Below are 25,704 nucleotides of genomic sequence, written 5' to 3' on the forward strand. Positions count from 1 at the left end.
AAACTCACGATTTTCCGGAAGAGGCATCCACGTGTCTGCAACGACCGCGTCCAACGCGCCCACTGAGCGGGTCCCCGCCACTCTGATCGTCCTCCTCGGACTCCTCGCCGTTCTCGGTCCGCTCACGATCGATCTCTACCTCCCGGCCTTCCCCGAGATGCAGGGCGACCTGGCGACGTCACCCTCGCAGGTGCAACTCACGCTGACCGCCGCGACGATCGGCTTCGCGCTCGGGCAGCTCGTCGTCGGGCCCTGGAGCGATGCGATCGGGCGGCGACGACCGCTGCTCGTCGCCACATCCGCGCACGTTCTGGCGAGCATCGCCATCATCGCCGCGCCCGACATCACCTGGGTGCTGATGCTCCGAGTCGTCCAGGGGGCGGGCGCAGCGGGGGGCGGCGTCGTCGCGACGGCGATGATCCGTGACGTGACCGAGGGTCGACAGCTCATCCGGGGACTCGCCAGGGTCGCGCTCTTCACCGGTATCGCGCCGATTGCAGCCCCGTTCGTCGGCGCGCAGCTGATGAGCGTGACGGACTGGCGTGGCATCTTCGCGGTCGTCGCGGTCTACGGAGCGTCGGTGGCCCTGCTCTGCCTGGTCCGGCTGCCCGAAACCCTTCCGCAGCACCGCCGGGCCGAGCGATCGACCACGCAGGCGGTCTGGCACAGCTATCGGACGCTGCTGAGGAACCGGCGATTCGTCGGCATCGCTCTCATCGGCGGGCTGATGGTGTCGTCGGTGTTCGCCCACCTGTCCAGCTCCTCGTTCCTCTTCCAGGAGGAGTACCGGCTGTCGCCGCAGAGCTACGGAGCGATCTCCGCGGTGAACGCGGTCGCGTTCGTGGTCGGCACCCAGGTCGCGGCGTTCTTCGCCCAGAGGTACTCACCGGTCCGAGTGCTGTGGTGCATCCTCCCCCTGATGGCGACCTCGGGGCTCCTCCTCAGTCTCGTCTCGATCGGCTCGACCGAAGTGGCGCCCCTGGTCGGCGTGATGATCGTGTTCTTCACCCTCGCAGGCGGCTGCGGTCCCTGCTTGGGCGCGATCGCTCTCGCCGATCAAGCGGAACGGGCAGGGACGGCTGCAGCACTCCTCGGTGCGGCGAACTTCGGCCTCGCCGGCATCGCGGCTCCGATCGTCGGCGCGCTCGGACTCACGAGTGCGGTGCCCCTCGGGCTGGTGATCTCCTCTGCGATGACCCTCGCGACCGTTCTACTCGGAGCACTCGTGAGTCGTAATTCTGCAGCGACGGCTGCGAAGCCGTGACCACGCCACAGTGCGATCGGACGGGGGCCACGAGCTGCCGCCTTCCACCGCGGCCCTGAGTCTTCGCCGATCCTCGCCGCCCCTTCTCTCTTCTTCCCTCTCTAGGAGCATCACCATGAACGACACCCTGCACCGCCGACTCGTCAACGGCCGATACCTGCTGCACGGCCGCCCCTACCTCATCGTCGCGGGAGAACTTCACAACTCGGGTGCGAGCGCACCTCTCGTCATCCGGGAGTCCCTCGACGCAGCCGTCCGCCTGGGAGTGGACACGGTTCTCGCCTCGGTCGCGTGGGAGGACGTGGAGCCCGAAGAGGGTCGATTCGACTTCTCCCTCGTCGACTCTCTGCTGGACGCCGCCCGCGAGCGCTCTCTGCGCCTCGTCCCCCTGTGGTTCGGCACCTGGAAGAACGGGATGTCGACTTACGCGCCCTCGTGGGTCAAGCGAGACCGCGAGCGCTTCCCCCGCATGGTGAACTCGGTCGGCGAAGTCCTCGAGTCCGTCTCTCCGTTCTGCGACGCCGCCCGCGATGCGGACGGCCGTGCCTTCGCCGCGCTGCTGCAGCACCTCGCCTCCACCGATGACGGCGAGACCGTCCTGATGGTGCAGGTCGAGAACGAGGTCGGCGTCCTCAGCGACACCCGCGACCGGAGCGAACTCGCCGAGAAGCACTGGAACCTGCCGGTGCCCGCCGACGTGCGTTCTGCCGTCCTGAACGGCGGCGAGGGACGACTGCGTGACGCGCTCGAGGCCTCGACCTCGGGAGCAGAAAACTGGCTCGGCCTCTTCGGGGCGGAAGCGGAGGAGGCCTTCATGGCGGCGGCCTACGCGACCTACGTCGAGAGCGTCGCGTCGCAGGGCAAGGCCGAGTTCGACATCCCGCTCTTCGTCAACGCATGGGTCGATGTCGACCCGGCCGGCGGCAACACCGGCGGGGCCGGAGCCAACGCCCTCGCCGGCGGTGCTCAGCCAGGTGTCTACCCGAGCGGTGGACCGCTACGGCACACCGCCGTTCTCTGGCAGGCGCTCGCGCCGTCGCTCGACTTCCTGGCGCCCGATCTCTACTTCGGCGACTTCGACGCGATCGCGAGCGAATACCGCGAGCAGAACGGCGTCCTCTTCATCCCCGAGCTGCAGTGCAATCGCACCGGCGTCGAGCAGCTCTTCCGCGCCGTCGGAGAACTCGGAGCCATCGGCGCCGCGCCTTTCGCGTTCGATCTGATGACGCCGGACGACCCCTCTTACGAGGCCTTCCAGGACACGTTCCGACTCCTCGGCGCCCTTCGGACGGTCCTGGCCGATCACCCGGAGGCTGAGCTCCGCGGCTTCACTCTCTTGGAGGGTTCGGCGACACGGCAGCTCTTCGACGGACGACTCGAGGTCTCGTCCGCGCACATGACCGACGTCTTCCCCGCCGAGCAGAACGGAGTGGGCTGCATCGCACGTCTGACACCCGACTCCTATGTCATCATCGGGCGGGGCTTCGCGGTTCGACCGCTGGATGCCGAGGGAGCGCGGGCCGGGTGGCTCTCGGTGGAGGAGCTGACACTGATCGACGATCAGCTGCTCGTCCGCAGGCGCTACAACGGGGACGAGACCGGGAGCGGCGAATGGGTGCGGCTCCCGACGCTCCACCAGCAGCAGTCCGAGCTGTTCCCCATCCGCCAGAACATCCGCTCGACCGGGGTGCTCCGAGCGGTCACTTACACGGGCTGAGAGGACTGGATGATCGCGCCCCGACCGAGGAGGGCCGCGGTCCTGCTCCGTCTCGGCCGTCCGCAGGGTACGAGGACATTCGGCTCGGTAGAGAGGCCGGATCCAGTGGCGCAGGCTTCGTGGTCCGAGAGCGGAGAAATGCGGCCGGGATCGTCCGCCGTCCGCGCTCGGCCGCGGGATCCCAGGGACCTCACTCGAGGACGAGCCTGATCGCCATCCACGGACGAGCCGGCAGCGGGACACGTACCGTTCCCTCGTGTCGACCGGTGAGCGGCGTCGCTGTGCAGTTCCATGTGTCCAGGACGTCGATGCGAGCCGTCGACCCCTCGGGGATCTGCACGTCCCGGAAAAGCGGTCGCCGGTCCGCGAAGTAGATGAGCACGTACTGCTCCGCCACTCCCCCGCGGACGGCGTCGAAGTCGGAGGACAGCGGCTCGAGGCGTCCCGTCGGCGACTCGGCGACGATCTGCTCGAGGAAGCGCAGCTTGCCCGGCACGGCGCCGGTCAGGGTCCCGCCTTTCGCCCAGAAGATCACGTGGTCGTCGCGGTAGAAGGTCTCGCCATGCGTCAGGTAGCCGCCGCGCAGGGTGCCGAGCCAGTGCCGGGACAGCGCCGCTTCAGCGGTGAGGTTGCCCCAGCCCTGGTCGAGATCGCCCTCGTAGCCGAATTCATCGATGACCACCGGCTTGCCCCAGCGGTGGCGCCACTTGTCGACGTTCGCCGCCGTCGAGTCGCCGTTCTGGATGCTGGCGTGCGTGGCCCAGGGAGCGGAGTAGTCGAAGATCTCGACCCAGTTGTGGATGGAGAGCGGATGGCCGACGGGATCGTTCTTCTGCACGAGGTCGGCGAGTCGGTCCCAGTCCTCGGCGGTCTTGCTGAGGAGCAGGTCGTACTCGTTCGCCATCGACCACCACACGTTCGGGAACGCGGACAGGCGTCGAACGACGTAGGAGATGTAGCGGTCGTCCGCAGCACGTCCGAGGTCGGCGAACCCCCAGCGGTCGTAGGGGTGGAAGAGGATCAGATCGGCCTGGATCCCGAGCTCGTCGAGCTGGCGGATCCTCTTCTCGAGGTGACGGAAGTAGTCGAGGTCGAAACGGGTCGTGTCCCACGCCCCGTCGTCAGCCCGCTCGAAGACGAACTCCTCCGGTTCGTTCTCGTTGTAGAGGAACGACTTCGGGAAGAGCCCCATCCGCAGCTTCGTAAAGGGCGTGCCCGCGAGCGAGTTCAGCGTCTCCTCCTGGAGCTGCTGATCCTGGTGCGTCCAGGCGTAGGCCGTCGTCCCGACAGGACGATACGGCGTGCCGTCCGCGTGCTCGAAGTGGAACGCGTCCGCCACCCACACCGGACCGTGTCCGTGGCCGGCGGCGACCTCGATCTCCCCCTGCACACCGTCGAGCGACCGCGCCGTCGAAGCGCTCTCGAACGACCAGACACCGGCGGCCGGCGGGAGGAAGCGGAGGACGTACCGGCCCTCGCCGTCATAGAAGCCGCCGACCCGGACCTCGGTGTCGTCGCCTCGGAAGACGGCGGTGAGCTCGACGTCGACGAACGGGTTCCCGACGCGGGGCCCGGTGAGGACGACGTCGACCGGAGCATCCGTCGACGTCCTCGCCGGGAGCTCGACCAACGCCGATGCTCGCGGCACGGACGGCCCCTCGAGATCCGGATCCACGAGCATCGCCGGGGACTCGCCTCGCCGCACAGTCGGGTCGGTGATCGTGGAGACGAGGGCGATGACCTCCTCCGCGAGCTCCTCCTCGACACCGAGGGCGGCGCGTATCGTCGTCCCCAGTGGGAAGTCGGCGCCGATCTCGACCCACGGCGAGGTGAGGAAGCGCGGTGCGACCCTGGTGATCGCGGCGCGTGCCGCCTCCGAGGCGAGGACATCGCTGAGGCGCGATCGGGCGCTGAAGACGGGCATGAGGACCTCTCTTGTCGACGCTGCGCGGCGCGAAGAGGTGACGGTCCTCGTCCACCAGCTCTCTCATGCTCTCGTTCCCGGTCGAACTCCTTCAACGGCGCACCGACTTTTGCGCAATGCGTGGTGGTCGTTGCGGCGGCTCCTCCCCGGGCTCAACGGACTGCGGGTGACGCGGGACCTTTCAGCGAGCTCGAGAGCGTCGACTCTCTGACGATCAGCTCGGTCGGCAGTTCTATTCGCTCGTGATGCTGCTCGTTCCGCTCGCGCAACTCGCCCACCCGTTCGACCGCACGCGCGGCCATGGCGCGCAGTGGCTGACGGACGGACGTGAGGGGCGGTGACACCAGCGAGGCGCGTGGTTCGTCGTTGAAGCCGACGACGCTGATGTCGTCCGGGATGCGGCGCCCGAGTCGCCTGGCCACCTCGTAGACGACGAGCGCCATCTCGTCGTTGCAGGCGAAGACGCCCACCGGCGCTCGGTGCGACGCGAAAGCGCGCATCAGCTCCTCGGTCACGGTGGCGTTGCTCCAGTCCGAATTCAGGTGCTCCACCCGCGCGCCTGGTCGATGCTCGGCAAGGGCCGCTCGGAAGCCCTCTTCTCGTGCCCGGCCGAATCGGTACTGCGGAACTCCGGACACGATCACGAAGTGGTCGACGCCCGTGCTAGCGAGATGCACGCCGGCGTCGTAGCCGCCCTGCCGATCGGTGGTGCCGACGCTGGGTAGTTCCCCCTCGGGATCCGATCGCGGATCGAGGAGGAGAACCGGGATCCGCAGACCCTGCAGCTCAGCCAGCTGTCGGGCGGTCGGACGGATGATTCCGACGATCACCCCGGAAGGACGTCGTGTCGCTACGCGCGTCGGCCAGTCCTCGGCGGGGTTCTCACGCTCGAGCGTGAGCACCAGATCGAAATTGAGACGGAAGGCCGCGTCGCGGGCGCCGGAGGTGACGGCCGTCGTCCAGGCGTCGTCGAAGCTGCCGAGGACCAGCTCGATCAGATGAGGATCCAGAGTCCGGGGCCGGCCTCGCCCTCGCTCCTTGCGCAGGTATCCCAGGGAGTCGGCAGCGTCCGCCACTCGCTCGCGGGTGGCGCGGGAGAGGTCCCCGCGCCCGGCGAGAGCACGGGAGGCGGTTGCGACCGATACTCCCGACGCGGTGGCGACGTCCTTCAGTGTCGGTTCGGTCGACTCCATACCCGCTCCTCAACTTCCTTGCGCAATAAGCATTGTCTCTCCTCAAGAGTGGGTGTGGACGGAATTGCGCAATAAACAGACCTTACATTGATCAGGTGAAACTCCCCACTTAGTCTCCTGACGCGGCCTGATCCGACAGCACAGATCTCGACCGCCCGGCTCACGAGCCGAGATCCCTCACAACAAAGGAGTTGCAATGCGATCGACCCGACGCCGCGCGGCGATGGCGCTGGCACTGCCCACCGCCGCAGTCCTCGCCCTCTCGGCTTGCGCCCCCGGTGGAGGAACGACCGCCTCCTCCGGCGGCGACAACACCCTCACCCTCGGCATGACCGCGGACATCCCCGGACTGAGCGTCCTCATCCAGCCCGCCTATCAGGGCTGGTTCGCCGATGCCGCCTGGGACACCCTCCTCATCTGCGACGAGTTCGGAAAGCCCTCCCCACAGCTCGCCGAGGAATGGGAGTACAACGAAGACCGGTCGTCCGCGACCCTGAAGCTGCGCGAGGGAGTGAAGTTCTCTGACGGTTCGGACTTCGATGCCGCAGACGTCGAGGCGAGCCTTACAGCCGCTGGCGAGGTGAGCGCTCGATTCGAGGGGCTCACGTACGACAGCCCTGACGCGAATACCATCACCATCAATTTCCCCCAGCCCATCCCCACCCTCGACCTCATCATGTGCGAAGCGAACATCACCTCGTCCGAGGCGATCGAAAGCGGCAACCTGGACAACGAGGTCGTCGGCTCCGGCCCCTACACCTACCAGCCCGGCGACAGCACCGTCGGCTCCACCTACACGCTCACCAAGAACCCCGACTACTGGGACGCCGAGACCTACCCCTACGACAAGCTCGTCCTCAAGGTCTTCACCAACGAGACCGCTGCACTCAACGCGCTGAAGACGGACCAGATCAACGGCACTCTCGTGTCCGCTGCGACCGTCGACGAGGCGAAGAGCTCGGGTCAGGACATCGTCACTCTGCGAGGTGTGACCACCCGCCTGCTTCTGACCGACCACAACGGAGAGAAGATCCCCGCGCTCGGTGACCTCCGTGTGCGCCAGGCGATGAACATGGTCTTCGACCGCGACTCCATCGCCGAGCAGCTCTACCGCGGCTACGCCGACCCTGCGTTCCAGATCTTCCGTCCCGGCAGCGATGCCTACCTCGACGATGCGACGGACCCGTACCCGTACGACGTCGAGAAGGCGAAGGCGCTCATGGCCGAAGCCGGCTACGCCGATGGCTTCACGCTGCAGATCCCGTTCCTCGAGGGCCAGAACCACGACCTGCTGTTCCCCTACATCACCGCGCAGCTGGCGGAGCTGAACATCACCGTCGAGCAGGCGAACCTGTCCGGTCCGGACGCGATCACGAACCTCCTCAGCGGCGACTACCCCGTTCCGCTCTGGCAGCTCGGCAACTACGGCGAGTCGCTCCAGGACATCAAGGACTACGTCCTCCCTGACGGTATCTGGAACGTGTCGCACCAGACCGACGCGACCATCGACGGCCTCTGGCAGCAGATCCTCGCGGGAACCCCCGAGGAGCGGGTCGCTGCCGAGCAGGAGATCAACCAGTACATCATCGACCAGGCCTGGTTCGTACCGATGGCCTATCCCGACGGCTTCTACGCTCACAACCCGAGCGTCGAGATCCCGACCGTCTCCGACTTCGCAGCGCTGCACCCCCTGCTGCGCGACTTCCAGTAATCGACGTCGACGGGCCCCACCATGCTGCTCTCTCTTGCAAAAGCCTTCTCCGAGCACTCGCGGTACTGCTCCTCGTGAGCTTCGCCACCTTCAGCCTGATGTTCAGCAACGGCACCGGCATCGCCCGGTCCGTGCTCGGGCTGACCGCTTCGGACGAACAGGTTCAGGCGGAAGTGGCACGACTGGGGCTCGATCGACCGCTCGTCGTCCAGTACATCGACTGGCTCTCCGGAGCCGTCAGGGGCGACCTCGGGTCCTCCTATCTCACCGGACAGTCGGTGACGGATGCGCTCTCGTCACGCGTTCCCGTGACGCTCTCGCTCATCCTCATCACCCTCCTCATCACGACCGTCATCAGCGTGCTCCTCGGCGTGACGGCGGCGCTCTACGGAGGCTGGATCGACCGCCTGGTCCAGTTCATCTCCGTCCTCGGCGCCGCCGTCCCGCCGTTCATCGTGGCGATCGGACTCGTCTTCGCTTTCGCGATCGCTGTGCCCTACTTCCCCGCCACCGGCTACATCAAGGCGACGGACAGCGTGCAGGGGTGGATCTGGGCGCTCACCCTCCCCGTTCTCGCCCTCATCGTCGGGAGCGTGGCCAATGCCGCCGCGCAGTTCCGTGGAGCCGTCGCCGACACCCTGTCTCGGGACTTCGTCCGCACGCTGCGCGCTCGCGGCATTCCGGAGTCGCAGCTCGTGTTCCGGCACGTCCTGCGCAACGCAGCCGGCCCGGGTCTCGTCGCCCTCGGTCTGCTCACGCTGGGCCTGTTCGGAGGCACCCTCTTCATCGAGGAGGTGTTCGCGCTTCCCGGCGTCGGCCAGCTCGCCAACCTCTCCGCTCAGGCGGGAGACGTGCCGATGGTGATGGGAACGGTCATCTTCGTGATCGTCCTCGTGCTCGTCGTCAACTTCCTCACCGATCTCCTCAGTGCCGCCCTCAACCCGAAAGCGCGGATCCGATGACCATCGACCAGCACGGGGTGGATCCGGTCGCCGACGGAACCGCAGCTCTCGTCGCACCGCGGCGCCGCTCGACCTTCGGCTCCCTGCTCCGCAACCCTCTCGCCGCGATCAGCCTCGTCTTCCTCCTGGCCGTCGTCATCATCGGCCTCGCCAGCACCTGGATCGCCCCCTTCGCCCCCAACGCGACCGATCTCGCATCGACGAACGCGGCGCCCTTCACAGAGGGACATCTCTTCGGAGCCGACGCCTCGGGTCGCGACATCCTCTCGCGCCTGATGTGGGGAACTCAGCAGACGATCATCGCCTGCGTCCTCGTCCTAGGCGTCTCGCTCCTGCTCGGCCTCACCTTCGGGCTGATCGCCGGCTACTACCGCGGCAAGGCCGAGGCGATCATCAACTTCGTCTCGGACGTGGTCCAGTCCCTGCCCGGCATCGTCATGCTGATCGCCCTGTACGCACTGACCGGCCCGAACATCCCCGCGGCCATGACCGTCTTCGGCGTGATCGTCGCCCCGTCCTTCTACCGCCTCGTGCGCTCGGTCGTCGTCTCGGTACGCTCCGAGCTCTACATCGACGCGGCGAAGGTCGTCGGCTTGTCCGATTTCCGGATCGTGGGTCGGCACGTCCTCTCCGCAGTCCGCGCTCCCGTGATCGTGCAGAGCTCCTTCGTCCTCGCGACTGCGATCGCGATCCTCGCCGGCGTCGACTTCCTCGGTCTCGGCGATCCATCGCAGCCCTCCTGGGGTCGGATCCTGCAGGAGGCATTCAACAACATCTACACGAACCCGGCGAACGTCCTCTGGCCGGCCCTGCTGATCAGCATGTCGATCCTGGCGCTCGTCCTGCTCGGAAACGGCCTTCGCGACACTCTCCAGGCCTCCAACCGCAGTGCCGTGCTCAAGCCCGCCCGACGCAAGGCGCTCCTGCGCTCGGCACACGACGAGCGCGTCGCCGGTGCCAACGATCTGACGCCTCGACGCGACGACATCCTGACGATCCGCGACCTCCGAGTCGGGTACCCCCGGACAGCGCAGGAAGTGACAGAGGTCGTGCACGGCGTCGACTTCGATCTCAGCCGCGGCGAGATCCACGGGCTGGTCGGTGAATCCGGCTCCGGGAAGTCCCAGATCGCCTTCTCCATCCTCGGCATCCTTCCCCGCGAGGCGGTCGTCCTCGGCGGCAGCGTCTTCTTCGAGGGCAAGGACCTGCTCGCCGACAAGGCACGTCTGCGCAAGGTCCGCGGTCGGAGCATCGCCTACATCCCGCAAGAGCCGATGTCGAACCTCGACCCGTCCTTCACCGTCGGAGCCCAGCTCGTCTACGGCCTCCGAGCCGCTACCGGAGCCTCGAAGAAGGATGCGCGGGACCAGCTGTCCGCACTTCTGAAGCGAGTGGGGATCACGGACGCGGAACGCGTCATGAAGCTCTACCCGCACGAGATCTCCGGCGGCATGGCGCAGCGCGTCCTGATCTGCGGCGCAGTCGCATCGAACCCGCAGCTGATCATCGCCGACGAACCGACCACCGCTCTCGACGTCACCGTCCAGGCCGAGGTGCTCGAACTGCTCCGCGAACTGAGCACGGAACGAGGACTCGCCATGATCATCGTCACCCACAATCTCGGCGTCGTCGCCGACATCTGCGACACGGTCAGCGTGATGCGGGCGGGACGCATCGTCGAGACAGGCACTGTCGACGAGCTCTTCGCCGCACCACAGAACCCGTATACGCAGGACCTCCTGGCCTCCTCGCGTCAGGTCGAACTCCTGGAGGTGTCCGATGACTGAACCGCTCCTGCGCATCGCCGACCTGGCCGTCCGCTACGGAGGCAAGCGCGGCGGGAAGACGGTCATCGAGAACGTCTCCCTCGATCTGGCCGCTGGAGAGACCGTCAGCCTCGTCGGCGAATCCGGATCCGGGAAGACGACGATCGGCCGCGCCATCCTCGGACTCGCACCCGTCACGGGAGGCTCCATCGAGTTCCGCGGGCAGCGGATCGACTCGCTCTCGCGAGCGCGCCGGCGCGTCATCGCCAAGGACATCCAGGTCATCTTCCAAGACCCGTACTCCTCCCTGAACCCTTCGATGACGATCGAGAGCATCCTGGTCGAGCCACTCCGCGCCGCCGGAGCCTCCACCGGACGCACCCGCGTCCGCGAACTGCTCGACGCCGTCGGACTCCCCGACGACGCCGCCGGGCGGTACCCGAGGGAGTTCTCCGGCGGCCAGCGACAGCGCGTCGCCATCGCTCGCGCCCTCGCCATGGAACCCGCGGTGATCGTCTGCGACGAACCGACGAGCGCCCTGGACGTGACCACGCAGGCCCGCGTCCTCGCACTGCTCAAGGCACTGCAGCAGGACACCGGCGTCGCCTACCTCTTCATCAGCCACGACCTCGGCGTCGTGCACTCCATCAGCGACCGCATCGCCGTCCTCAACGGCGGGCACATCGTGGAACTCGGAGACGCCCACCAGGTCGCGACGTCTCCCCAGCACCCGTACACACGTCGGCTGCAGATGGCCGCCCCCGTCGCCGACCCACCGCGACAGCGCGCCCGCCGACAGGCCCGCCTCGACGCACTCGCCGCACCGGTTCCCGCGGACGGCACGACCTCCACCTGAGTGGAGCCGCGAGCCGCCGCCTCACCCGTAAGGAAACCGATGGCTCATTCAGCCACCCCAACCGCTCCCCGACTCGACCACCGCACCGACACCGGCAACGTTCTCGGACTCGCCGGCAGGACACCCGCGCTGTCCTGGACCGTGCCCTCAGCCGACCCCGACTACACGCAGCTCCGATACGAGATCGAGATCGCTAGGGAAAGCGGAACGCGCAGCTTCACCGTCGACACGGCGGATCAGGTGCTCGTCCCGTGGCCCGACGAGCCCCTCCTCTCCCGCGAGAGAATCGCGGTCCGCGTGCGTGTCGCCCAGGACGAGTGGAGCGGATGGAGCGAGCCGACCACCGCGGAGGCCGGACTCTTCGATGAATCCGACTGGACGGCGCACTTCATCAGCCCGGTCGAGAAGGGTGGTCTTCGCCAGGCCGCTCCCGAGCTGCGTGGAGTCCTCGCAGTTCCCGCAGGAGTGGTCAGCGCGCGTCTCTACGCGACAGCGCACGGCATCTACTCCGCACGGCTGAACGGCCAGCCAGTGGACGACAGCGTCCTCGCCCCCGGATGGACCGCCTACCAGCACCGCCTGCGCTACCAGGTCTACGACGTCACGGATCTCGTCGTCGAAGGGGCGAACACCCTCGACGTCGTGCTCGGCAACGGCTGGTGGCGCGGACGCTTCGGATTCCTCGGAGAGCGGGCCATCTACGGCGACCGCCTCGCCCTCCTTGCACAGCTCGAGGTGACGACCGCCGACGGCACCCTCCTCGTCCTCGACACGGACGAGCGGTGGACCGCGCGTTCCACCGGCATCCTCGCCGACGACATCTACGACGGACAGACCACCGACCTCCGCATCGATGGCTCCTCCCCTTTCGATGGAGCAGTCGAGCAGGTGGACGCCGATCTCACCCGGCTCGTCGGAGCCGACGGTCCACCGATGCGTGAAACCGAAGAGATCCCCGCCGTCTCGGTGTGGACGACGCCCAGTGGCGCGACTCTCGTGGACTTCGGGCAGAACGTGGTGGGCTGGGTGCGGATCACGGCCGAGAACGGCCAGGCCGGCGACGAGGTGATCATCCGGCACGCGGAGGTCCTCGAAGCGGGCGAACTCGGAACCGGACCACTGCGCAGCGCGAAAGCGACGGACATCTACTGCCTCAGCGGCGCCAACTCGGAGATTCTCGAGCCGTCCCTCACCTTCCACGGCTTCCGCTACGCCGAGATCACCGGCCTGCGCGACATCCAGACGAAGGACGTGCACGCCGTCGTCATCGGCACCGACCTGCGGAGGACCGGCTGGTTCGACTCCTCCGACCCGATGCTGAACCGCCTGCACGAGAACGTGGTCTGGGGAATGCGCGGCAACTTCCTCGACGTGCCGACCGACTGCCCGCAACGGGACGAACGGCTCGGCTGGACCGGAGACATCCAGGCCTTCGCCCCGACCGCGACGTTCCTCTTCGACAGCGCCGGATTCCTCACCTCGTGGCTCGCCGACCTCGCCGCCGAGCAGGCGCCGGACGGCAGCGTTCCGCACGTCGTCCCGGACATCCTGCGAACGGCGCTCACCTCCGCACCCGCAGCCGCCTGGGGCGACGCCGCGACAGTGGTCCCCTGGGTCCTCTGGCAGCGCACCGGAGACACCGGCATCCTGCGACAGCAGTACGCCAGCATGCGCGCCTGGGTCGACAAGGTGACAAGCCTCGCCGGCGACGATCTCATCTGGCGCGGCGGCTTCCAGTACGGCGACTGGCTCGACCCGACAGCACCCCACGACGACGCGGCGGAAGCGAAAGCGGATCCGGACGTCGTCGCGACGGCCTACTTCGCGCACTCCGCACGACTCCTCGCCGACACGGCCCGAGAACTCGGACACTCGGGGGACGCAGACCGATACAGCGACCTCGCCGACGCCGTGAGTGACGCCTTCCGCCGAGAATTCGTGACCCCCGCCGGCCGCATCCTCTCCGACGCTCAGACCGTGTACGTCCTCGCCCTCGAGTGGGACCTCCTCCCCGCCCGGAGCCGAGCGGCGGCCGGCGCCCGCCTCGCCGACCTCGTGCGCACCGGAGCCTTCCGAATCGCCACCGGCTTCATCGGCACCCCGCTGATCACCGACGCACTCGCGAACGCCGGCTACCCGGAGCTCGCCCACCGCCTGCTCCAGCAGACGAAGGCACCGTCCTGGCTGTACCCGATCACGATGGGCGCCACCACCGTCTGGGAGCGCTGGGACAGCCTTCTGCCGGACGGGACGATCAACCCCAGCGGAATGACCTCCTTCAACCACTACGCCCTCGGCAGCGTCATCGACTGGATGCACCGCCGCCTCGCCGGCCTCGCCCCGCGCGAGCCCGGCTACCGCCTCATCGAGGTCAAGCCGCTCCCGCCGGCTCACCTCGATCGAGCGTCGACGTGGCACCTCACTCCGTACGGCGAGGCGGCCGCCAGCTGGCGCAGAGGGGACGGCACCCTGACCTTCGACGTGACCGTCCCGGTCGGAGCGAGTGCTGAAGTGACGCTGCCTGGTGAATCGTCCCCGCTACTCGTGCGGCACGGCCACCACATCTGGACGATCGCCGACGAGGAGCAGAGCCGGACGTCGCCGAGAACCGTGCGCGAGCTCGTAGACGACCCCGAGCGCTGGGCGGAATTCGAAGCGACAGCACTCGACGCGGGGCTCGCCCCTGGCGACGTCCGCCTCGCCCTCCTTCTCGGCCCCTTCCTGGACCGACCCGTCGACGACCTCCTCCCGGCGGTGTGGACGAAGGGGTGGCCCTCGCCTGCAGCGCTCGAATCCCTCGCCGATGTCCTCGCCCCACTGCTCTCGTCGAGCAGCACACCGGCAGCCGCCCCCACGACCACACCCGGAGAGCCACGATGAGCACGATCGAGCACCTCGCGCCGAGCACCTCCGCTGGCCACCAGGCCGGTGAGGCTGCGCGCGCGGAGGAGGTGGCTCTCGAGAGAGATCTCGCGAGCAGCGCGGTGAGGCCGATCATCCCCGGGTTCTTCCCCGACCCGACCATCTGCCGGAAGGGCGAGGACTACTACCTCGCCACGTCGAGCTTCGAGTACTTCCCCGGCGCCCCCATCTTCCACAGCCGCGACCTCATCACCTGGGAGCAGATCGGCAACATCCTGACCACGAGGGACCAGTTCCGCCGCGGCACGACAGGGCCCTCCACCGGGATCTACGGCTCGACCCTGCGCTACCACGGCGGACGCTTCTGGTTCATCACCACCAACGTCAGCGATTTCGAATCCGGCCAGGTGATCGTGCACGCCGAGGATCCCGCCGGACCGTGGAGCGACCCCGTCTTCGTTCCCGAAGCGCAGGGCATCGACCCCGACCTGTGCTGGGACGACGACGGGCAGTGCTATCTCACCTGGCACCTGCTCGACTTCACCGTCGGAGGACAGGGGATCCGCCAAGCGCCGATCGATCCGGAGACGGGGTCCTTCCTCGAGCCCGACTACCCGATCTGGCAGGGCAGCGGCATGCAGGCCGCGGAGGGTCCGCATCTTCACCACATCGGCTCGTACTGGTACCTGCTCCTCGCTGAGGGCGGCACCGAGCGAGGGCACTGCGTCACCGTCGCGCGCGGCACCTCACCACGCGGCCCCTTCGAGGGCGATCCCCGCAATCCCGTCTTCACCCACCGCAGCAGCTCACACTCGGTGCAGAACGTCGGCCACGCCGACCTCGTGCCGACGCCGACGGGAGAGTGGGCTGCCGTCTACCTCGGAGCCAGGCCACGGGGATCCACACCGGGATTCCACGTCCTCGGTCGCGAGACGTTCCTCGCGGGCATCGACTGGATCGACGGCTGGCCTGTGTTTGAGGAGGACCGCTTCCGCATCCCTGCGGCCGAGACGGCGTTCCATGACGATTTCACCTCCGAGCAGCTTGACCCGCGATGGGTGGTCCCCGATGGTGAGCCGGAGTCCCTCGTCGTCAGCACAGCTACTGGGCTTGCTTTCCGCAGCAGCGGTCAGACGGTCGATCATCTCTGCTGCCGGGTCCGCGACTTCTCCTGGCGGGCGGAGGCGGATGTCTCCATCGATGGGTCGTTCGGCCTCCGACTCGACGACCGGCACTGGTGCGGGCTCGTCCTCGAGGACGGTCGCGTCCGGGTGATCGTGAGGATCGGCGACCTGCGGCAGGAGACCGCGGGCGTCCAGGTCACAGGTGAAGATGTGATCCTCGTGCTCGAAACGGTGGAACCGAAGACTCGTCCGGTGCCGTTCGGCTACGCCGGCCCGGACGACGTCGTCCTCTCCGTGCGCTCGGGCGGGGTCTCGACCGAGCTCGCCCGGCTCGACGGTCGCTACTTCTCCACGGAGGTCGCCGCCGGCTTCACCGGACGCACACTCGCTGTCGGCTCCCACTCCCCGCAGGGCGCATCCGGTCGATCTCCTACAGGCCGACGACCGACCTGGAGCACCGCGGCTCCTGACGGACCCGAGTCCTCGGGACCCTGCTGGCCGCGCTGCTCACGGGGCCAGCGGGGGATGAGCTCCTCGCCAGTAAGGTCCGGCTAGCTCAACTCAGAGCGCACCATCACGGCCCAAGCAACGACGACAGCTCTGCCCGACGAGTCTTCCGGCTGCGCCGGGCAGAACTGCTCGTCCGCGGACTACTTCACGATGACGCGGACTCTCGCGAGGTTCGCCACGTTCGCGAAGGGGCTCGCCGTATCGCCGTCGCGCTGCGACGCGACCTGCACCGTCACGAAGTACGTGCCGGGCTTCGAGAAGGTCGTGCTGTTCGTCGTCGTCACGCTCGCGGCAGGCGACGTCAAGGTCGAAGGTCCGTACTCCCCCGAGCCGCGCAGGTCCCACTCGGCGCTGACGATCGATCCGGTGCCGGTGGGAGCCTGCGCCTTCGCGGTGAAGGTCACCTTCTCGCCGACGCGTACCTCGATCCTGTCCTTCCCAGCCGCGGTCAGGGTCACTACGGGCTGAACGCCCTCGCGCTGCGATGCCGTCGCCGGCACGAGGACCTGGTTCTGCAAGACGGAGTACCGCGTGGATGCGGGAGGAGCGATTCCGCGCTCGGCCCAGGCGCTCACATCGCGCAGAGCCTGCTCGACACTGTCCGTGAACTCGACGAGCCGGGAGGCCTTCTCGCCGGTGACCGGACCCTCCTGGTGATCCGCGTGATCGTTGAAGTAGACGCGGAAGGTGTCGTCGAACGAAGCTCCGAGGGACGCCTTCACCTTGTCGGCGTACCACGTCGCACCCCACGGCACGGCGTCGCTGTCGTAGAGGTTGTCGACGACGATCGTCTTCATCGTCACAGCACCGCTGTAGGCGGCGCCGCCCGTGGTGACGTTCGCGATGATCGGGGAGACCTGAACCGGGCGCTGGGGGTAGATCGGCGTTCCGTCCGCCTTGCGGAACTGGTCCCACTGCGTGAACTCGCGGCTGGTGGGGACCTGATGGCGGTGGTAGCCGAACATCGCGAGGTGCCAGAGGTTGTCGATGCGCACCGAGCTGCCGACCGCCAGAGCCGAGACGACCGCGGGATCCGCGTCGGCGTTGAGGATGAAGACGTCCGTGTTCGCATCGAAGGTGCCCGTCAGACGACCGACCGGAGCGGCTCCGGCTGAACCCTGCAGCGTGAAGTCCGTGGTCTTGTCCGCGCCGGCCGGGACACCGCTGAGGGCGATGCTCGTGCGGCCGTCAGCGCCGACGCTGACAGCCGTCACCGTCCCAGTGGTGTCGAACTTCGCGGCGCGGATCTTGTCGCCGAGCTCGGACTTCTCGGTTCCGAGGTAGCCGGGCAGGGACCAGAAATCCGCAGCGTACGTGCGGTCGATGTTCCTCACGGTGTCGACGAAGATGCCGTCGTCGGAGAGGTCGACGTAGTCGAAGTCCTCCCAGGCGCGCGGAGGTACTCCGAAGCGGGTCACCTGCACGGCGAGAGTCTTCTGGAGCGCCGTCAGGCCTGCGACGGAGTCGATCCGGCCACCGACCGATGCGATGTCCTCGATCTGCGCGGCCTTGTCCTTGAGGACGAAGCCCGCGAGTGCTCGCATGCTGGCGGTGTTCGCGAACGACACCGGCGTCGCGAGAATGGATGGCACGGCACCCTGCCACACGTCTCGCGTGTTCTCTGCTGCACCGACCGACTGGTAGGAGCCACCGCTGCCGCCGTAGACGTACCCGTAGATCGTCCGGTGCGGCGCGCTGTAGTACTCGGCGGCGACAGTACGGGCGAATTTCGCGGCGGCGGCGTCGTGGCGGTAGCCGACCGTGCCGGTCGTCTGGACCGTGTAGCCGCCGCTCGCGGCACCGAAGGCGACGACGCGGTCCTCCGCGTTCTCGTCCTGGATCGGGTAGACCCTCTGGAAGAAGCGGCCTTCCCACTGCGCGGCCGGCGGCAGGTAGATCGTGAAGCGCGTCTGCGTCCCGTCGAAGTGCCCCATGACCTTCCGGACAGGCACCGGACTCTGCACATCGGTCGTGCTGTCGATGACAGGGGTGGAGTAGAGCGGGTCGACGCAGGTCGCGTCGACGAGGACTGCACCGGTCGGGCCGGTCGGGCATGCCGCAGCCTCCGCTGCGGTGACGGGCGGTGCTGCCGCGAGCCCGAGGATGAGTGTGGCGGCGGCGACGGTTCCGAGCAGGGCGCGCCGTGCGTTCCGGTCGCTCGGGGTTCGCGATGACCGGCTCACCGGTCGTGGAACGCCAGTGTTCATGGTGATCTCTCCATCTTCATCGGTGGATGGGAGAAGTCGCGGCGCCGGTCGCGCTGAGCTCGAGGGCCGTGACTGCTCCAGGGCCTCCTCTCATCGTCGCTACAACGGTGCGGAGGTGCGGCCGACGCTAGAAGAGGCGGTGTGAGTCGTCAAAAGCGTTGCGCAAATACTGATCGGAGAACATCACGGCGATGAGGCGATGGGCGGAGACGTCAGAGGGTGGTCATGCCGCCGTCGACGCGGAAGAGAGCGCCGGTGGCGTAGCTCGACTCGTCGCTGACGAGGGAGACCATGATCCCCTCGACGTCCACGGCGGAGCCGGGGCGGTCGCGCGGGATGCGTGAGGTGATCGCCGCTCGGGCGTCCGCGTCGCCGGAGATCGCGGTGACGAGCGGCGTCTCGGTGTAGCCGGGGACGACGGTGTTGACGCACGTGGAGATCAACCCCCGACGAGATGGCGTCACCGCAGCCGCATTCCTGACCCGAGCGGCCGCCTACTTCGCCCGACGGGGCATCACCCGTATCCACCGCGTCCTCTCGGACGACTCCTTCGCATTCCGCTCAGCCGTCGCAGACCTCGGGGCACGACAGAAGTGCATCACACCTCACTGCCCCTGGCAGAACGGGAGAGTCGAACGCTTCAACCGCACCCTCGCCGCCGACTGGGCCTATCGGCAACCGTTCACCAGCGACCAAGCCCGCACCGCCGCCCTTGCACCCTGGATCCAGCACTACAACACTGGCCGTATCCACTCGAGCCATGGCCTCACACTCGCAACACGTGTGTCACCAACGAGCTGACCCAGCACACGTAGCGCCTGGGGGAGACCAGCTCGCGCGGTCCGCTCGTCCTGATCGCACGAGCTGCGGCGTCGATCCCGTGCCCACCCAGTCGTCAGCGCGCCGATCGCGGCGGCAGCAGGTCGACGCACTCGCCCCGGAGCGGAGTGAGGATCGCCTCCGCGACGTCCTCGAGCTGATCGAGCTGCGAGTCCTCGAGCAGGGCGAACACCCGTGCGCGGACCTCGGCGACGTACCCGGGCTCGACCTCGGCGAGGAGCCTCGCGCCCGCGGCCGTCAGCCTCGCGAGCGTGCGCCGCGCATCCGAGGGGTCGGTGCTGCGGGCGAGGAGGCCGCGCTTCTCGAGTCGCCCCACGATGCGCGACAGGTGCGACGGAGTGACGCTGGCCGTCGCGGCCAGGCGGCTCATGTGGATCTCGCGGTCCTCGCCGAGCGAGAGGCAGCGCAGCACCCCGAACTCGGCGTGGCTGAGATCGGCGGCCTGCTCGAGGTAGGCGTCGAGCTCGGCGGGCAGCCACATCATGACGCCCACCAGCAGGGTCCAGGTCCGGTCCTGCTGGGGCGAGAGTCGATCGGCCGCGGTCACCCTCGCAGACTACATTCACTTGCCACGGAAAGCATTCGGGGATAGCTTCCTTTCCGCAGCAAGCATCCGCTGCTGCGAACCCCGTCAGAAAGCAGAACCCCGTGCGCGCTGCCCGCTTCCACTCCTACGGAGCCCCCGACGTCCTCACCGTCGAGGAAGCCCCCGAGCCCCGCGCCGGCGAGGGAGCGGTGCGGATCCGCGTGCTCGCGACGAGCGTGAATCCGATCGACGTCCTGCTCCGCGCCGGCCACCTCGCCCCCTACCTGCCCCTTGACCTGCCGGCGATCCCCGGTCGCGACGCCGTCGGCGTCGTCGACGAGGTCGGCGCCGGAGTGACGGACGCGCAGGTCGGCGATCTCGTCTTCGGACTGGGCGGAGTGAGCGACACGACGGCCGAGTACGCGGTCCTCACCGCCTGGAGCAGCGTCCCCGAGCAGTGGTCGACCGAGCAGGCCGCGGCGGCCGGGCTCGCCTCCGCCACGGCGGCCGCCGCCCTCGGTGCTCTGGGCGACCTCGACGGCGCGACGCTGCTCATCGAGGGCGCCTCGGGCGCCGTCGGCAGCGCGGCCGCCGCGTTCGCCCTCGCCGCCGGCGCGACCGTGATCGGCACGGCGCGCGAGAGCAACCTCGCGTTCCTCGACGCGCTCGGAGTCGCCGCCACGACCTACGGCCCGGGTCTCGCCGAGCGGGTGGCCCGGCTCGCACCCCACGGTGTGGACGCCGCACTGCACTCGGCCCCGTCCGACTCCCTGCCGGACCTGCTGGCGATCGTGGGCGACCCCTCCCGCGTCGTCACCGTGATCGACGACCGCGGCGCCGCCCGGCTGGGCCTGCGGAAGGTCGACGCCCGCAACGAGTCGGCGCTGCTGCGGCACGCCGCCGCGCTGGGCGGCAGCGGCCTCTACACGCCGCGCGTCGACCACGTGCTCCCGCTGGCCGACATCGCCCGCGCGCACACCGTCGCCGAGAGCGGCAGCGGCAAGGTGGTCGTCCTCGTGCGGCCCTGACCGCCCCGTCCCCCGCCGTGCCCCCCGTCCCCGGGGCGGTCACGCCCGAGGACCCCCGCTCGGGCGACGCGGGGGTCCGTCTCGTGGGAGGATCCGTCTCGTGCCGGTCGCTCCTCCGCCGGCTCCGCGCTCGGTCTGACGGAAGGACCACGGGACCGCCTTGCTCGACTCCACGACCCTCCGAGTCGCCTTCGGGGTCACCACTCTCACCCTCTTCCTGCTCTTCGCCCTCGTCACGTTCCGCACCACCCGGTCGGCCTTCAGCTTCTGGTGGTGCACCGCGCTCGCGCTGTTCATGGGCGGCTCGCTCGCCTACCTGCGCGACGGCACGCCGGAGCAGGTGTGGGCGAATCCGCTGGGCAACGGCCTGATCGTCGCGGGCGCCGCGAGCGTGTGGATGGGCAGCCGCTCGCTGCGCGGCCGGCCGACGCCGTGGTGGCTCGTGATCGCTCCGACGGTGCTGGTCGTCTCGGTCTCGGCGTTCGACTCGCCCGCCGTGAACGACTGGTCGGGAGGCCCGCTCTACCTCGCCCTCATGGCGACCCTGATCGGGCTGTCGACCCGCGAGATCGCCCTCCTCGCCGCCGGGCACTCGCGCACGCGCTGGCCGCTGCTGCTCTCCTCCGGAGCCCTCGCGGCCTACTACGCGGTGCGGTTCGGCGTGTTCCTGGCGGTCGGTCCGCGGAGCGTGCTGTTCACGACCTGGTTCGGCACGCCGTCGACGACCCTCATCACCCTGGTGCTGCTGGTCGTGGTGTCGTTCAGCATGGCGTCGCTCAGCGGCGAGCAGGTCGCGAGGATGCTCACCGCCCGGGCCGCCCGGACCCGGCAGGAGCTCGCCGACGGCGGAGGGGTGCAGCGCCGCCTGCAGCCCAAGTCGGTCCCGGACCTCCCGGGTTACGAGGTGGCGGGCGCCTGCGTGCCCAGCGGCGCGGTCAGCGGCGACTTCTTCGACTGGCAGCGCACCTCCGACGGTCTCGTCGTCACGCTCGCCGACGTCATGGGCAAGGGCGTCGGAGCGGCGATGATCGCGGCGACGGTCCGCGCGGCGCTGCGGATCACCCCGCCCTCGCTCGATCCGGGGAGCACGATGGCCCTCGTCGACCGCGCGGTGGAGCCCGACCTCGATGCGAACGAGGCCTTCGTCACGCTGCTGCACCTGCGGCTCGACGCCGCGACCGGCGATGTCACCGCGGTCGACGCCGGTCACGGCCTCGGGGTGATCTGCCGGGCCGACGGCTCCCGCGAGCGCGTCCCCTCGCACAACCTGCCGCTCGGCGTCCTCGGCACGCAGGAGTGGGAGACGAGCGCCTTCCGACTGGGCCCCGGCGATCTGCTGCTGATCTGCAGCGACGGGGTGCTCGACCTGTTCGACGGGACGATGGAGGCGCTGGAGCGCGTGGCCGACGCCGCTGCGGCCGCCGCGCCCACCGCCTCGGCGGCGGTCGCGAGCATCACCCGGCTGGCGTCCGCGGGCGTGCTGCCGGACGACGTGACCGTGGTCGCGATCCGCCGGGCGGCGGGCTGAGCGCGCGGCGCCTCGCATCGGGCAGAATCGAGCGACCGGCGCCCTCTCGGGACCGGTCGGCTTCCGGGGGGACCACATGACTCGCACGCGCTCACGGCACCTCGTCCCGCTCCTGCTCGGCGCCTGCCTCACCCTCGGGGCGACGGGATGCGCGGGAGCCGCCCCGTCCGCGTCGGACGCCCCGACCTCCTCCCCCAGCGCGGAGGGAGCCGTCGTGTACCCGATGCCGGATCTCGGCCCGTCCCCGGCGCCGGCGCCCCTCGACGCCGACCGGCTCGAGGAGCTCCGGATCGAGCAGCAGGACGAGCAGTGGCAGGGCGTCGTCGCCGGCTACCCGAGCGCCGTGCGGCCCGCGGACCCGTTCCTGCAGTACCGCGAGGAGGCCGCCGCCCCGGAGCTCGTCGACTGCCTCGAGGCGGCGGGGGTCCCCGTCGACATCGGCACGGACGCCGACGGCGAGGGACCCGCCGGGCTGATGGTGAGCCCCGTGGACGAGGCGGAGTCCGTCGCCTCGTTCACCTGCTGGAGCACCTACCCGACCACTCCGATCGCGCCGATGACGACGGAGCAGATCGACTACCTCTACAGCTACCTGACCGAGTACCTCGTGCCCTGCTACGAGGCGAACGGAGCGACGATCACCGCCGCTCCGTCGCGCGCCGACTTCGTCGCGCAGTGGCCGCAGCAGGGCTGGTTCCCGACCACCGCCGAGTCCTCGTTCACGCTCGAGGAGGAGGCGGCGATCGAGGAGGCGTGCGTCCGCCCGATCTGACCCGTCAGCGCGGTCGGCGCTGCTCGACCGGAGGCAGCGGCGGGAACGCCGCCGGCGGCCCGGACTGGTACCAGTAGGCGGTGCTCGAGGAGATCGTCCTGCCGCTCGAACAGCCCGTGGTCCCAGGCCCCGATCTGCTGCAGCGTCACGCGGAGGCGCTCGTCGAAGTAGATCGGGTCGGGCAGGTGCCAGCGGTAGAGCGCATGCATCGGCACCGCCTCCGTCGAGAACGGCGAGGCCCTGGTGACGTCGCGCGTGCTGTGGAAGGGGTAGCCGAAGTACGGCGCGCTGAAGGTGAGGATCTCAGGTTCGGGGTCGGCGCGGAGCTCGTCCTGGAACGCCCACGCACCGCCCGCGTAGTCCTCGAGACCGGTGCTGCACAGGCTCGGGAACTCGTCGTCGTCGTCGACGAAGAACTTCATCTCGCCCTCGCCCCACCAGTAGCGCTGGAGGGAGGCCAGCGCGATGTAGGTGCCGAGGTAGGTGCCCCGGCCCTCCACGCCGTCGAGCACGACGTGATCGCTTCCCAGTGCGGTGGTGCCGTCCGAGCGCCGCCACTGGGCGTGGAAGTACTCGGTGCCGGCGTCCAGGGCGTCGCCCGTCGTGTAGTCGACCTGGAAGAACACGTGCGGCAGGTCGCCGCCGTGCTGGTTCTCGAGGGTGAGGCGGGCGCAGCGGCGGAACGGCATGGGGATGTAGCTGTTCATCCCCCCGGTCGGCGCGACGACGATCGGGATCGAGGTCACCAGCGCCCGGGTCGCGAAGCCGTTGCAGAAGAAGTCGCCGAGGGGGACCTCGACGGCGGGCTGGTCGGAGTCGTCCCAGTACGCCCGGAGGACCAGATCGCGCAGGACGAAGGGACCTGCCTCGGTGCGGTCGGCCACGGTGATCCAGATGTGCCCGATCACCCCCGGGCCCTCGATCTCGGCCAGGGTCAGCGTCTCGCCCGCGGCCAGCGGCAGGAACGCCGTGCCCTTGCGGCCGGGACCGAGATCGGAGGCGGTCCTGGCCGCCGCGCCCGACGCTCCGGTCGGGTTCTCGGCGTTGATGGAGCGGCTGCGGACGCCGCGCTCGCGGGTGGTGGTGTGCCAGGGGATGTTCATCGGTACTCCTCGGAGACGGAGGTGGGCAGGAGGGTGGGGCGGATCACTTGACGGCTCCCGCGGTGACGCCGCGGCTCAACGTCCGCTGGAAGAGCAGGAAGAAGATCAGCGTGGGGATGAGCGAGAGCAGCGAGCCCGCGTTCACGACCGTGATGTCGATCGAGTGCTGGCCCCGCAGGGTCGACAGGGCGATCGGGACGGTCTGGGAGGCCGGGTCGCTGAGCAGGATGAGCGGGATGTAGAACTCGTTCCAGGTCCAGATGAAGAAGAACACCAGCAGCACCGAGAGCGTCGGCCGGAGCACCGGGAACACCACGCGCCACAGGATCTGCCAGCGGCCGGCGCCGTCGATCGCCGCGGCCTCGAGCAGCTCCTTGGGGACGGTGGCCATCACGCTCGCGAGGATGTAGGTGCCGAACGCGCCCTGCAGCACCGTGAAGACGATGATCACGGCCCACGGGGTGTTCAGCGTGCCGGTGGCCTGCGCCCCGTAGAAGAGCGGGTAGATGAGCGCCTCGTGCGGGAGCATCGTCGAGATCAGGAGCAGCGCCAGCACGATGCCGCTTCCGCGGATCCGGCCGACGCCGATCGCGTAGGCCGCCAGGAGCGCGACGCCGACGCCGGCCACGGCGACGACACCCGAGATGAGCAGCGAGTTGCCCAGCGCCACCGGGTAGTCGACCCGCCCCAGATACGAGGTGAACGCCTCGAGGGTGAAGGACGTCGGGAAGGCGAGGGGCCCGTTCGCGGAGTAGTCCGCTCCGGTCTTGAAGGCGTTGAGCACGAGCAGCCAGAACGGAGCGAGCATCAGCAGGGCGAAGGCGGCCGCCAGCACGAGCATCAGCCAGTGCATCGGGGTGCGGCGGAAGCGGTGCTCCGCGCGGGGAGCGTCCACGGCGGTCATCGCGCCACCACCTTCTCGCCGTCTCCGCGCCGCTGCCACCAGAGCAGGACGCCGGCGATCGCGAAGATCAGGACCGACATCAACGTGGCGATCGTCGACCCGTAGCCGACCTGCGACAGCTCGAAGAAGTTGCGGTACGCGTAGTAGGAGGGCACGACGGTCGAGCTCTCGGGCCCGCCGCCGGTCAGGATCAGGATCGGCGCGAACACCTTGAGTGCGCCGACGGTGGCGGTGAGGACCACGATGAAGACCTCCGGACGGATCTGCGGGACGGTGATGGCCGTGAAGCGCCGCCACCAGCCGGCGCCGTCGAGCTCGGCGGCCTCGTAGAGCTCGGGGTCGACCCGCTGGAGCGCGGCCATGAAGATGACGACCGGGTAGCCGATCTGCAGCCAGACGAGCATCAGCATCACGGCGTAGATCGCCGTGGTCGGATCGCCGAGCCAGTCGGGCGGATCCGAGATCCCGATGGCGCGGAGGGCGGCGTTGAGGCTTCCGTCACCGGAGTCGAGGATCCAGCTCCAGATGAAGCCGGCCACCGCGATCGGCAGGATCTGCGGCAGGTAGAAGGTGGCCCGGAGGAACGAGGCCGCGCGGGCGCCGAAGCTCCTGCCGAGGTAGTCGAAGAGCAGCGCGGCCAGGACGATGCCGATCGCGGTCGGGATGACGACGATCGCCACGATCATCGCCACCGAGTTCGAGAACGACTGCCAGAACTGCTCGTCGGCCAGCAGCGCGGTGTAGTTGCCGAGGCCGTTCCAGCGCATCGGCGCCAGCCCGCCCTTCCAGCGGAACAGGCTGAAGAAGACGTTCATGGCGAAGGGGGCCACCACCACGACGACGAAGCCGACGGCGATGGGGAGGAGGTAGAGCCAGTAGCCGGCGCGGCCCCCGCCGCCCCGGTCGG

At 68.9% G+C, this 25,704-nt stretch carries 18 protein-coding genes and 1 pseudogene; 11 read left to right on the top strand and 8 right to left on the bottom strand.

Translation table 11 applies throughout. The features are described 5' to 3' along the window. Nucleotides 1–31: 31 nt before the first annotated feature. The gene (locus tag AC0CID_RS11125; protein ID WP_465226853.1) at nucleotides 32–1,264 is read left to right on the top strand and encodes a multidrug effflux MFS transporter; all 1,233 of its coding nucleotides are present in this window, start codon (nucleotides 32–34) and stop codon (nucleotides 1,262–1,264) included. Nucleotides 1,265–1,379: 115 nt separating this feature from the next. After that, nucleotides 1,380–2,981 carry a DUF5597 domain-containing protein gene (locus AC0CID_RS11130; protein WP_465226854.1) on the top strand — a complete coding sequence of 534 codons (1,602 nt, stop codon included), beginning with the start codon at nucleotides 1,380–1,382 and terminating at the stop codon, nucleotides 2,979–2,981. 190 nt (nucleotides 2,982–3,171) lie between these two features. Here AC0CID_RS11130 and AC0CID_RS11135 read toward each other — a convergent pair whose 3' ends face one another. Further along, nucleotides 3,172–4,905, bottom strand: coding sequence for a DUF5605 domain-containing protein (locus AC0CID_RS11135; RefSeq protein ID WP_465226855.1), 1,734 nt, complete (start codon nucleotides 4,903–4,905; stop codon nucleotides 3,172–3,174). A gap of 152 nt (nucleotides 4,906–5,057) precedes the next feature. Further along, nucleotides 5,058–6,098, bottom strand: a complete 1,041-nt coding sequence (locus tag AC0CID_RS11140; RefSeq protein WP_465226856.1) for a LacI family DNA-binding transcriptional regulator — start codon at nucleotides 6,096–6,098, stop codon at nucleotides 5,058–5,060. A 196-nt stretch (nucleotides 6,099–6,294) separates the two neighbouring features. Between AC0CID_RS11140 and AC0CID_RS11145 the strand changes: the two genes are divergently transcribed. Genes AC0CID_RS11145 through AC0CID_RS11170 form a run of 6 tightly spaced genes read left to right on the top strand, consistent with a single transcriptional unit; the run spans nucleotide 6,295 to nucleotide 15,934 of the window. Then, nucleotides 6,295–7,809, top strand: coding sequence for an ABC transporter substrate-binding protein (locus AC0CID_RS11145; protein WP_465226857.1), 1,515 nt, complete (start codon nucleotides 6,295–6,297; stop codon nucleotides 7,807–7,809). Then, nucleotides 7,809–8,771, top strand: a complete 963-nt coding sequence (locus tag AC0CID_RS11150; protein ID WP_465228088.1) for an ABC transporter permease — start codon at nucleotides 7,809–7,811, stop codon at nucleotides 8,769–8,771. Before AC0CID_RS11145 ends, AC0CID_RS11150 begins: the two co-directional genes overlap by 1 nt. Then, nucleotides 8,768–10,558: a dipeptide/oligopeptide/nickel ABC transporter permease/ATP-binding protein gene (locus AC0CID_RS11155; RefSeq protein WP_465226858.1), complete on the top strand. Its 1,791-nt coding sequence runs from the start codon at nucleotides 8,768–8,770 to the stop codon at nucleotides 10,556–10,558. Before AC0CID_RS11150 ends, AC0CID_RS11155 begins: the two co-directional genes overlap by 4 nt. Continuing rightward, on the top strand, nucleotides 10,551–11,393 hold the full coding sequence (locus tag AC0CID_RS11160; protein ID WP_465226859.1) for an ABC transporter ATP-binding protein: 843 nt from the start codon (nucleotides 10,551–10,553) through the stop codon (nucleotides 11,391–11,393). The genes AC0CID_RS11155 and AC0CID_RS11160 overlap by 8 nt, the downstream gene beginning before the upstream one ends. Nucleotides 11,394–11,432: 39 nt before the next feature. After that, a complete protein-coding gene (locus AC0CID_RS11165; protein WP_465226860.1) occupies nucleotides 11,433–14,273 on the top strand; it encodes an alpha-L-rhamnosidase in 2,841 nt (946 codons plus the stop codon). Then, nucleotides 14,270–15,934: a glycoside hydrolase family 43 protein gene (locus tag AC0CID_RS11170; protein WP_465226861.1), complete on the top strand. Its 1,665-nt coding sequence runs from the start codon at nucleotides 14,270–14,272 to the stop codon at nucleotides 15,932–15,934. Before AC0CID_RS11165 ends, AC0CID_RS11170 begins: the two co-directional genes overlap by 4 nt. 95 nt (nucleotides 15,935–16,029) lie before the next feature. On the opposite strand, the gene AC0CID_RS11175 is transcribed toward AC0CID_RS11170, so the two are convergent. Both AC0CID_RS11175 and AC0CID_RS11180 read right to left on the bottom strand, forming a co-directional pair. Then, nucleotides 16,030–18,096 (bottom strand): PKD domain-containing protein, encoded by a 2,067-nt coding sequence (locus AC0CID_RS11175; RefSeq protein ID WP_465226862.1) that lies wholly within the window; start codon nucleotides 18,094–18,096, stop codon nucleotides 16,030–16,032. A 212-nt stretch (nucleotides 18,097–18,308) separates the two neighbouring features. Further along, a complete protein-coding gene (locus tag AC0CID_RS11180) occupies nucleotides 18,309–18,560 on the bottom strand; it encodes an SDR family oxidoreductase (RefSeq protein WP_465226863.1) in 252 nt (83 codons plus the stop codon). On the opposite strand from AC0CID_RS11180, the pseudogene AC0CID_RS11185 reads away from it, so the two are divergent. Continuing rightward, a pseudogene (locus AC0CID_RS11185) lies at nucleotides 18,514–18,897 on the top strand (integrase core domain-containing protein); the annotation flags it as partial. The gene AC0CID_RS11180 and the pseudogene AC0CID_RS11185 overlap by 47 nt on opposite strands. A 94-nt stretch (nucleotides 18,898–18,991) precedes the next feature. Here the strand turns inward: AC0CID_RS11185 and AC0CID_RS11190 are convergent. After that, nucleotides 18,992–19,483 carry a MarR family winged helix-turn-helix transcriptional regulator gene (locus AC0CID_RS11190; protein WP_465226864.1) on the bottom strand — a complete coding sequence of 164 codons (492 nt, stop codon included), beginning with the start codon at nucleotides 19,481–19,483 and terminating at the stop codon, nucleotides 18,992–18,994. Between the two features lie 101 nt (nucleotides 19,484–19,584). On the opposite strand from AC0CID_RS11190, the gene AC0CID_RS11195 reads away from it, so the two are divergent. Both AC0CID_RS11195 and AC0CID_RS11200 read left to right on the top strand, forming a co-directional pair. Then, on the top strand, nucleotides 19,585–20,490 hold the full coding sequence (locus AC0CID_RS11195) for an alcohol dehydrogenase catalytic domain-containing protein (protein ID WP_207406776.1): 906 nt from the start codon (nucleotides 19,585–19,587) through the stop codon (nucleotides 20,488–20,490). 160 nt (nucleotides 20,491–20,650) lie between these two features. Next, entirely contained in the window at nucleotides 20,651–22,018 is a 1,368-nt protein-coding gene (locus tag AC0CID_RS11200) for a PP2C family protein-serine/threonine phosphatase (RefSeq protein WP_465226865.1), read from the top strand. Between the two features lie 615 nt (nucleotides 22,019–22,633). On the opposite strand, the gene AC0CID_RS11205 is transcribed toward AC0CID_RS11200, so the two are convergent. Genes AC0CID_RS11205 through AC0CID_RS11215 form a run of 3 tightly spaced genes read right to left on the bottom strand, consistent with a single transcriptional unit; the run spans nucleotide 22,634 to nucleotide 25,654 of the window. After that, nucleotides 22,634–23,893 carry a glycoside hydrolase family 172 protein gene (locus tag AC0CID_RS11205; protein ID WP_465226866.1) on the bottom strand — a complete coding sequence of 420 codons (1,260 nt, stop codon included), beginning with the start codon at nucleotides 23,891–23,893 and terminating at the stop codon, nucleotides 22,634–22,636. A 43-nt stretch (nucleotides 23,894–23,936) separates the two neighbouring features. Beyond that, the gene (locus tag AC0CID_RS11210) at nucleotides 23,937–24,797 is read right to left on the bottom strand and encodes a carbohydrate ABC transporter permease (protein ID WP_465226867.1); all 861 of its coding nucleotides are present in this window, start codon (nucleotides 24,795–24,797) and stop codon (nucleotides 23,937–23,939) included. Next, nucleotides 24,794–25,654, bottom strand: coding sequence for a carbohydrate ABC transporter permease (locus AC0CID_RS11215; RefSeq protein ID WP_465228089.1), 861 nt, complete (start codon nucleotides 25,652–25,654; stop codon nucleotides 24,794–24,796). The genes AC0CID_RS11210 and AC0CID_RS11215 overlap by 4 nt, the downstream gene beginning before the upstream one ends. Nucleotides 25,655–25,704: the final 50 nt, after the last annotated feature.

Source organism: Rathayibacter sp. AC451, assembly GCF_979253095.1.

What these genes read in the sequence shown, in the direction of transcription:
- AC0CID_RS11205 (WP_465226866.1), bottom strand. Translation starts at nt 23,893, where the DNA reads ATGAACATCCCCTGGCACACCACCACCCGCGAGCGCGGCGTCCGCAGC.
- AC0CID_RS11145 (WP_465226857.1), top strand. Translation starts at nt 6,295, where the DNA reads ATGCGATCGACCCGACGCCGCGCGGCGATGGCGCTGGCACTGCCCACC.
- AC0CID_RS11210 (WP_465226867.1), bottom strand. Translation starts at nt 24,797, where the DNA reads ATGACCGCCGTGGACGCTCCCCGCGCGGAGCACCGCTTCCGCCGCACC.
- AC0CID_RS11160 (WP_465226859.1), top strand. Translation starts at nt 10,551, where the DNA reads ATGACTGAACCGCTCCTGCGCATCGCCGACCTGGCCGTCCGCTACGGA.
- AC0CID_RS11140 (WP_465226856.1), bottom strand. Translation starts at nt 6,098, where the DNA reads ATGGAGTCGACCGAACCGACACTGAAGGACGTCGCCACCGCGTCGGGA.
- AC0CID_RS11155 (WP_465226858.1), top strand. Translation starts at nt 8,768, where the DNA reads ATGACCATCGACCAGCACGGGGTGGATCCGGTCGCCGACGGAACCGCA.
- AC0CID_RS11135 (WP_465226855.1), bottom strand. Translation starts at nt 4,905, where the DNA reads ATGCCCGTCTTCAGCGCCCGATCGCGCCTCAGCGATGTCCTCGCCTCG.
- AC0CID_RS11170 (WP_465226861.1), top strand. Translation starts at nt 14,270, where the DNA reads ATGAGCACGATCGAGCACCTCGCGCCGAGCACCTCCGCTGGCCACCAG.
- AC0CID_RS11165 (WP_465226860.1), top strand. Translation starts at nt 11,433, where the DNA reads ATGGCTCATTCAGCCACCCCAACCGCTCCCCGACTCGACCACCGCACC.
- AC0CID_RS11130 (WP_465226854.1), top strand. Translation starts at nt 1,380, where the DNA reads ATGAACGACACCCTGCACCGCCGACTCGTCAACGGCCGATACCTGCTG.
- AC0CID_RS11175 (WP_465226862.1), bottom strand. Translation starts at nt 18,096, where the DNA reads ATGAACACTGGCGTTCCACGACCGGTGAGCCGGTCATCGCGAACCCCG.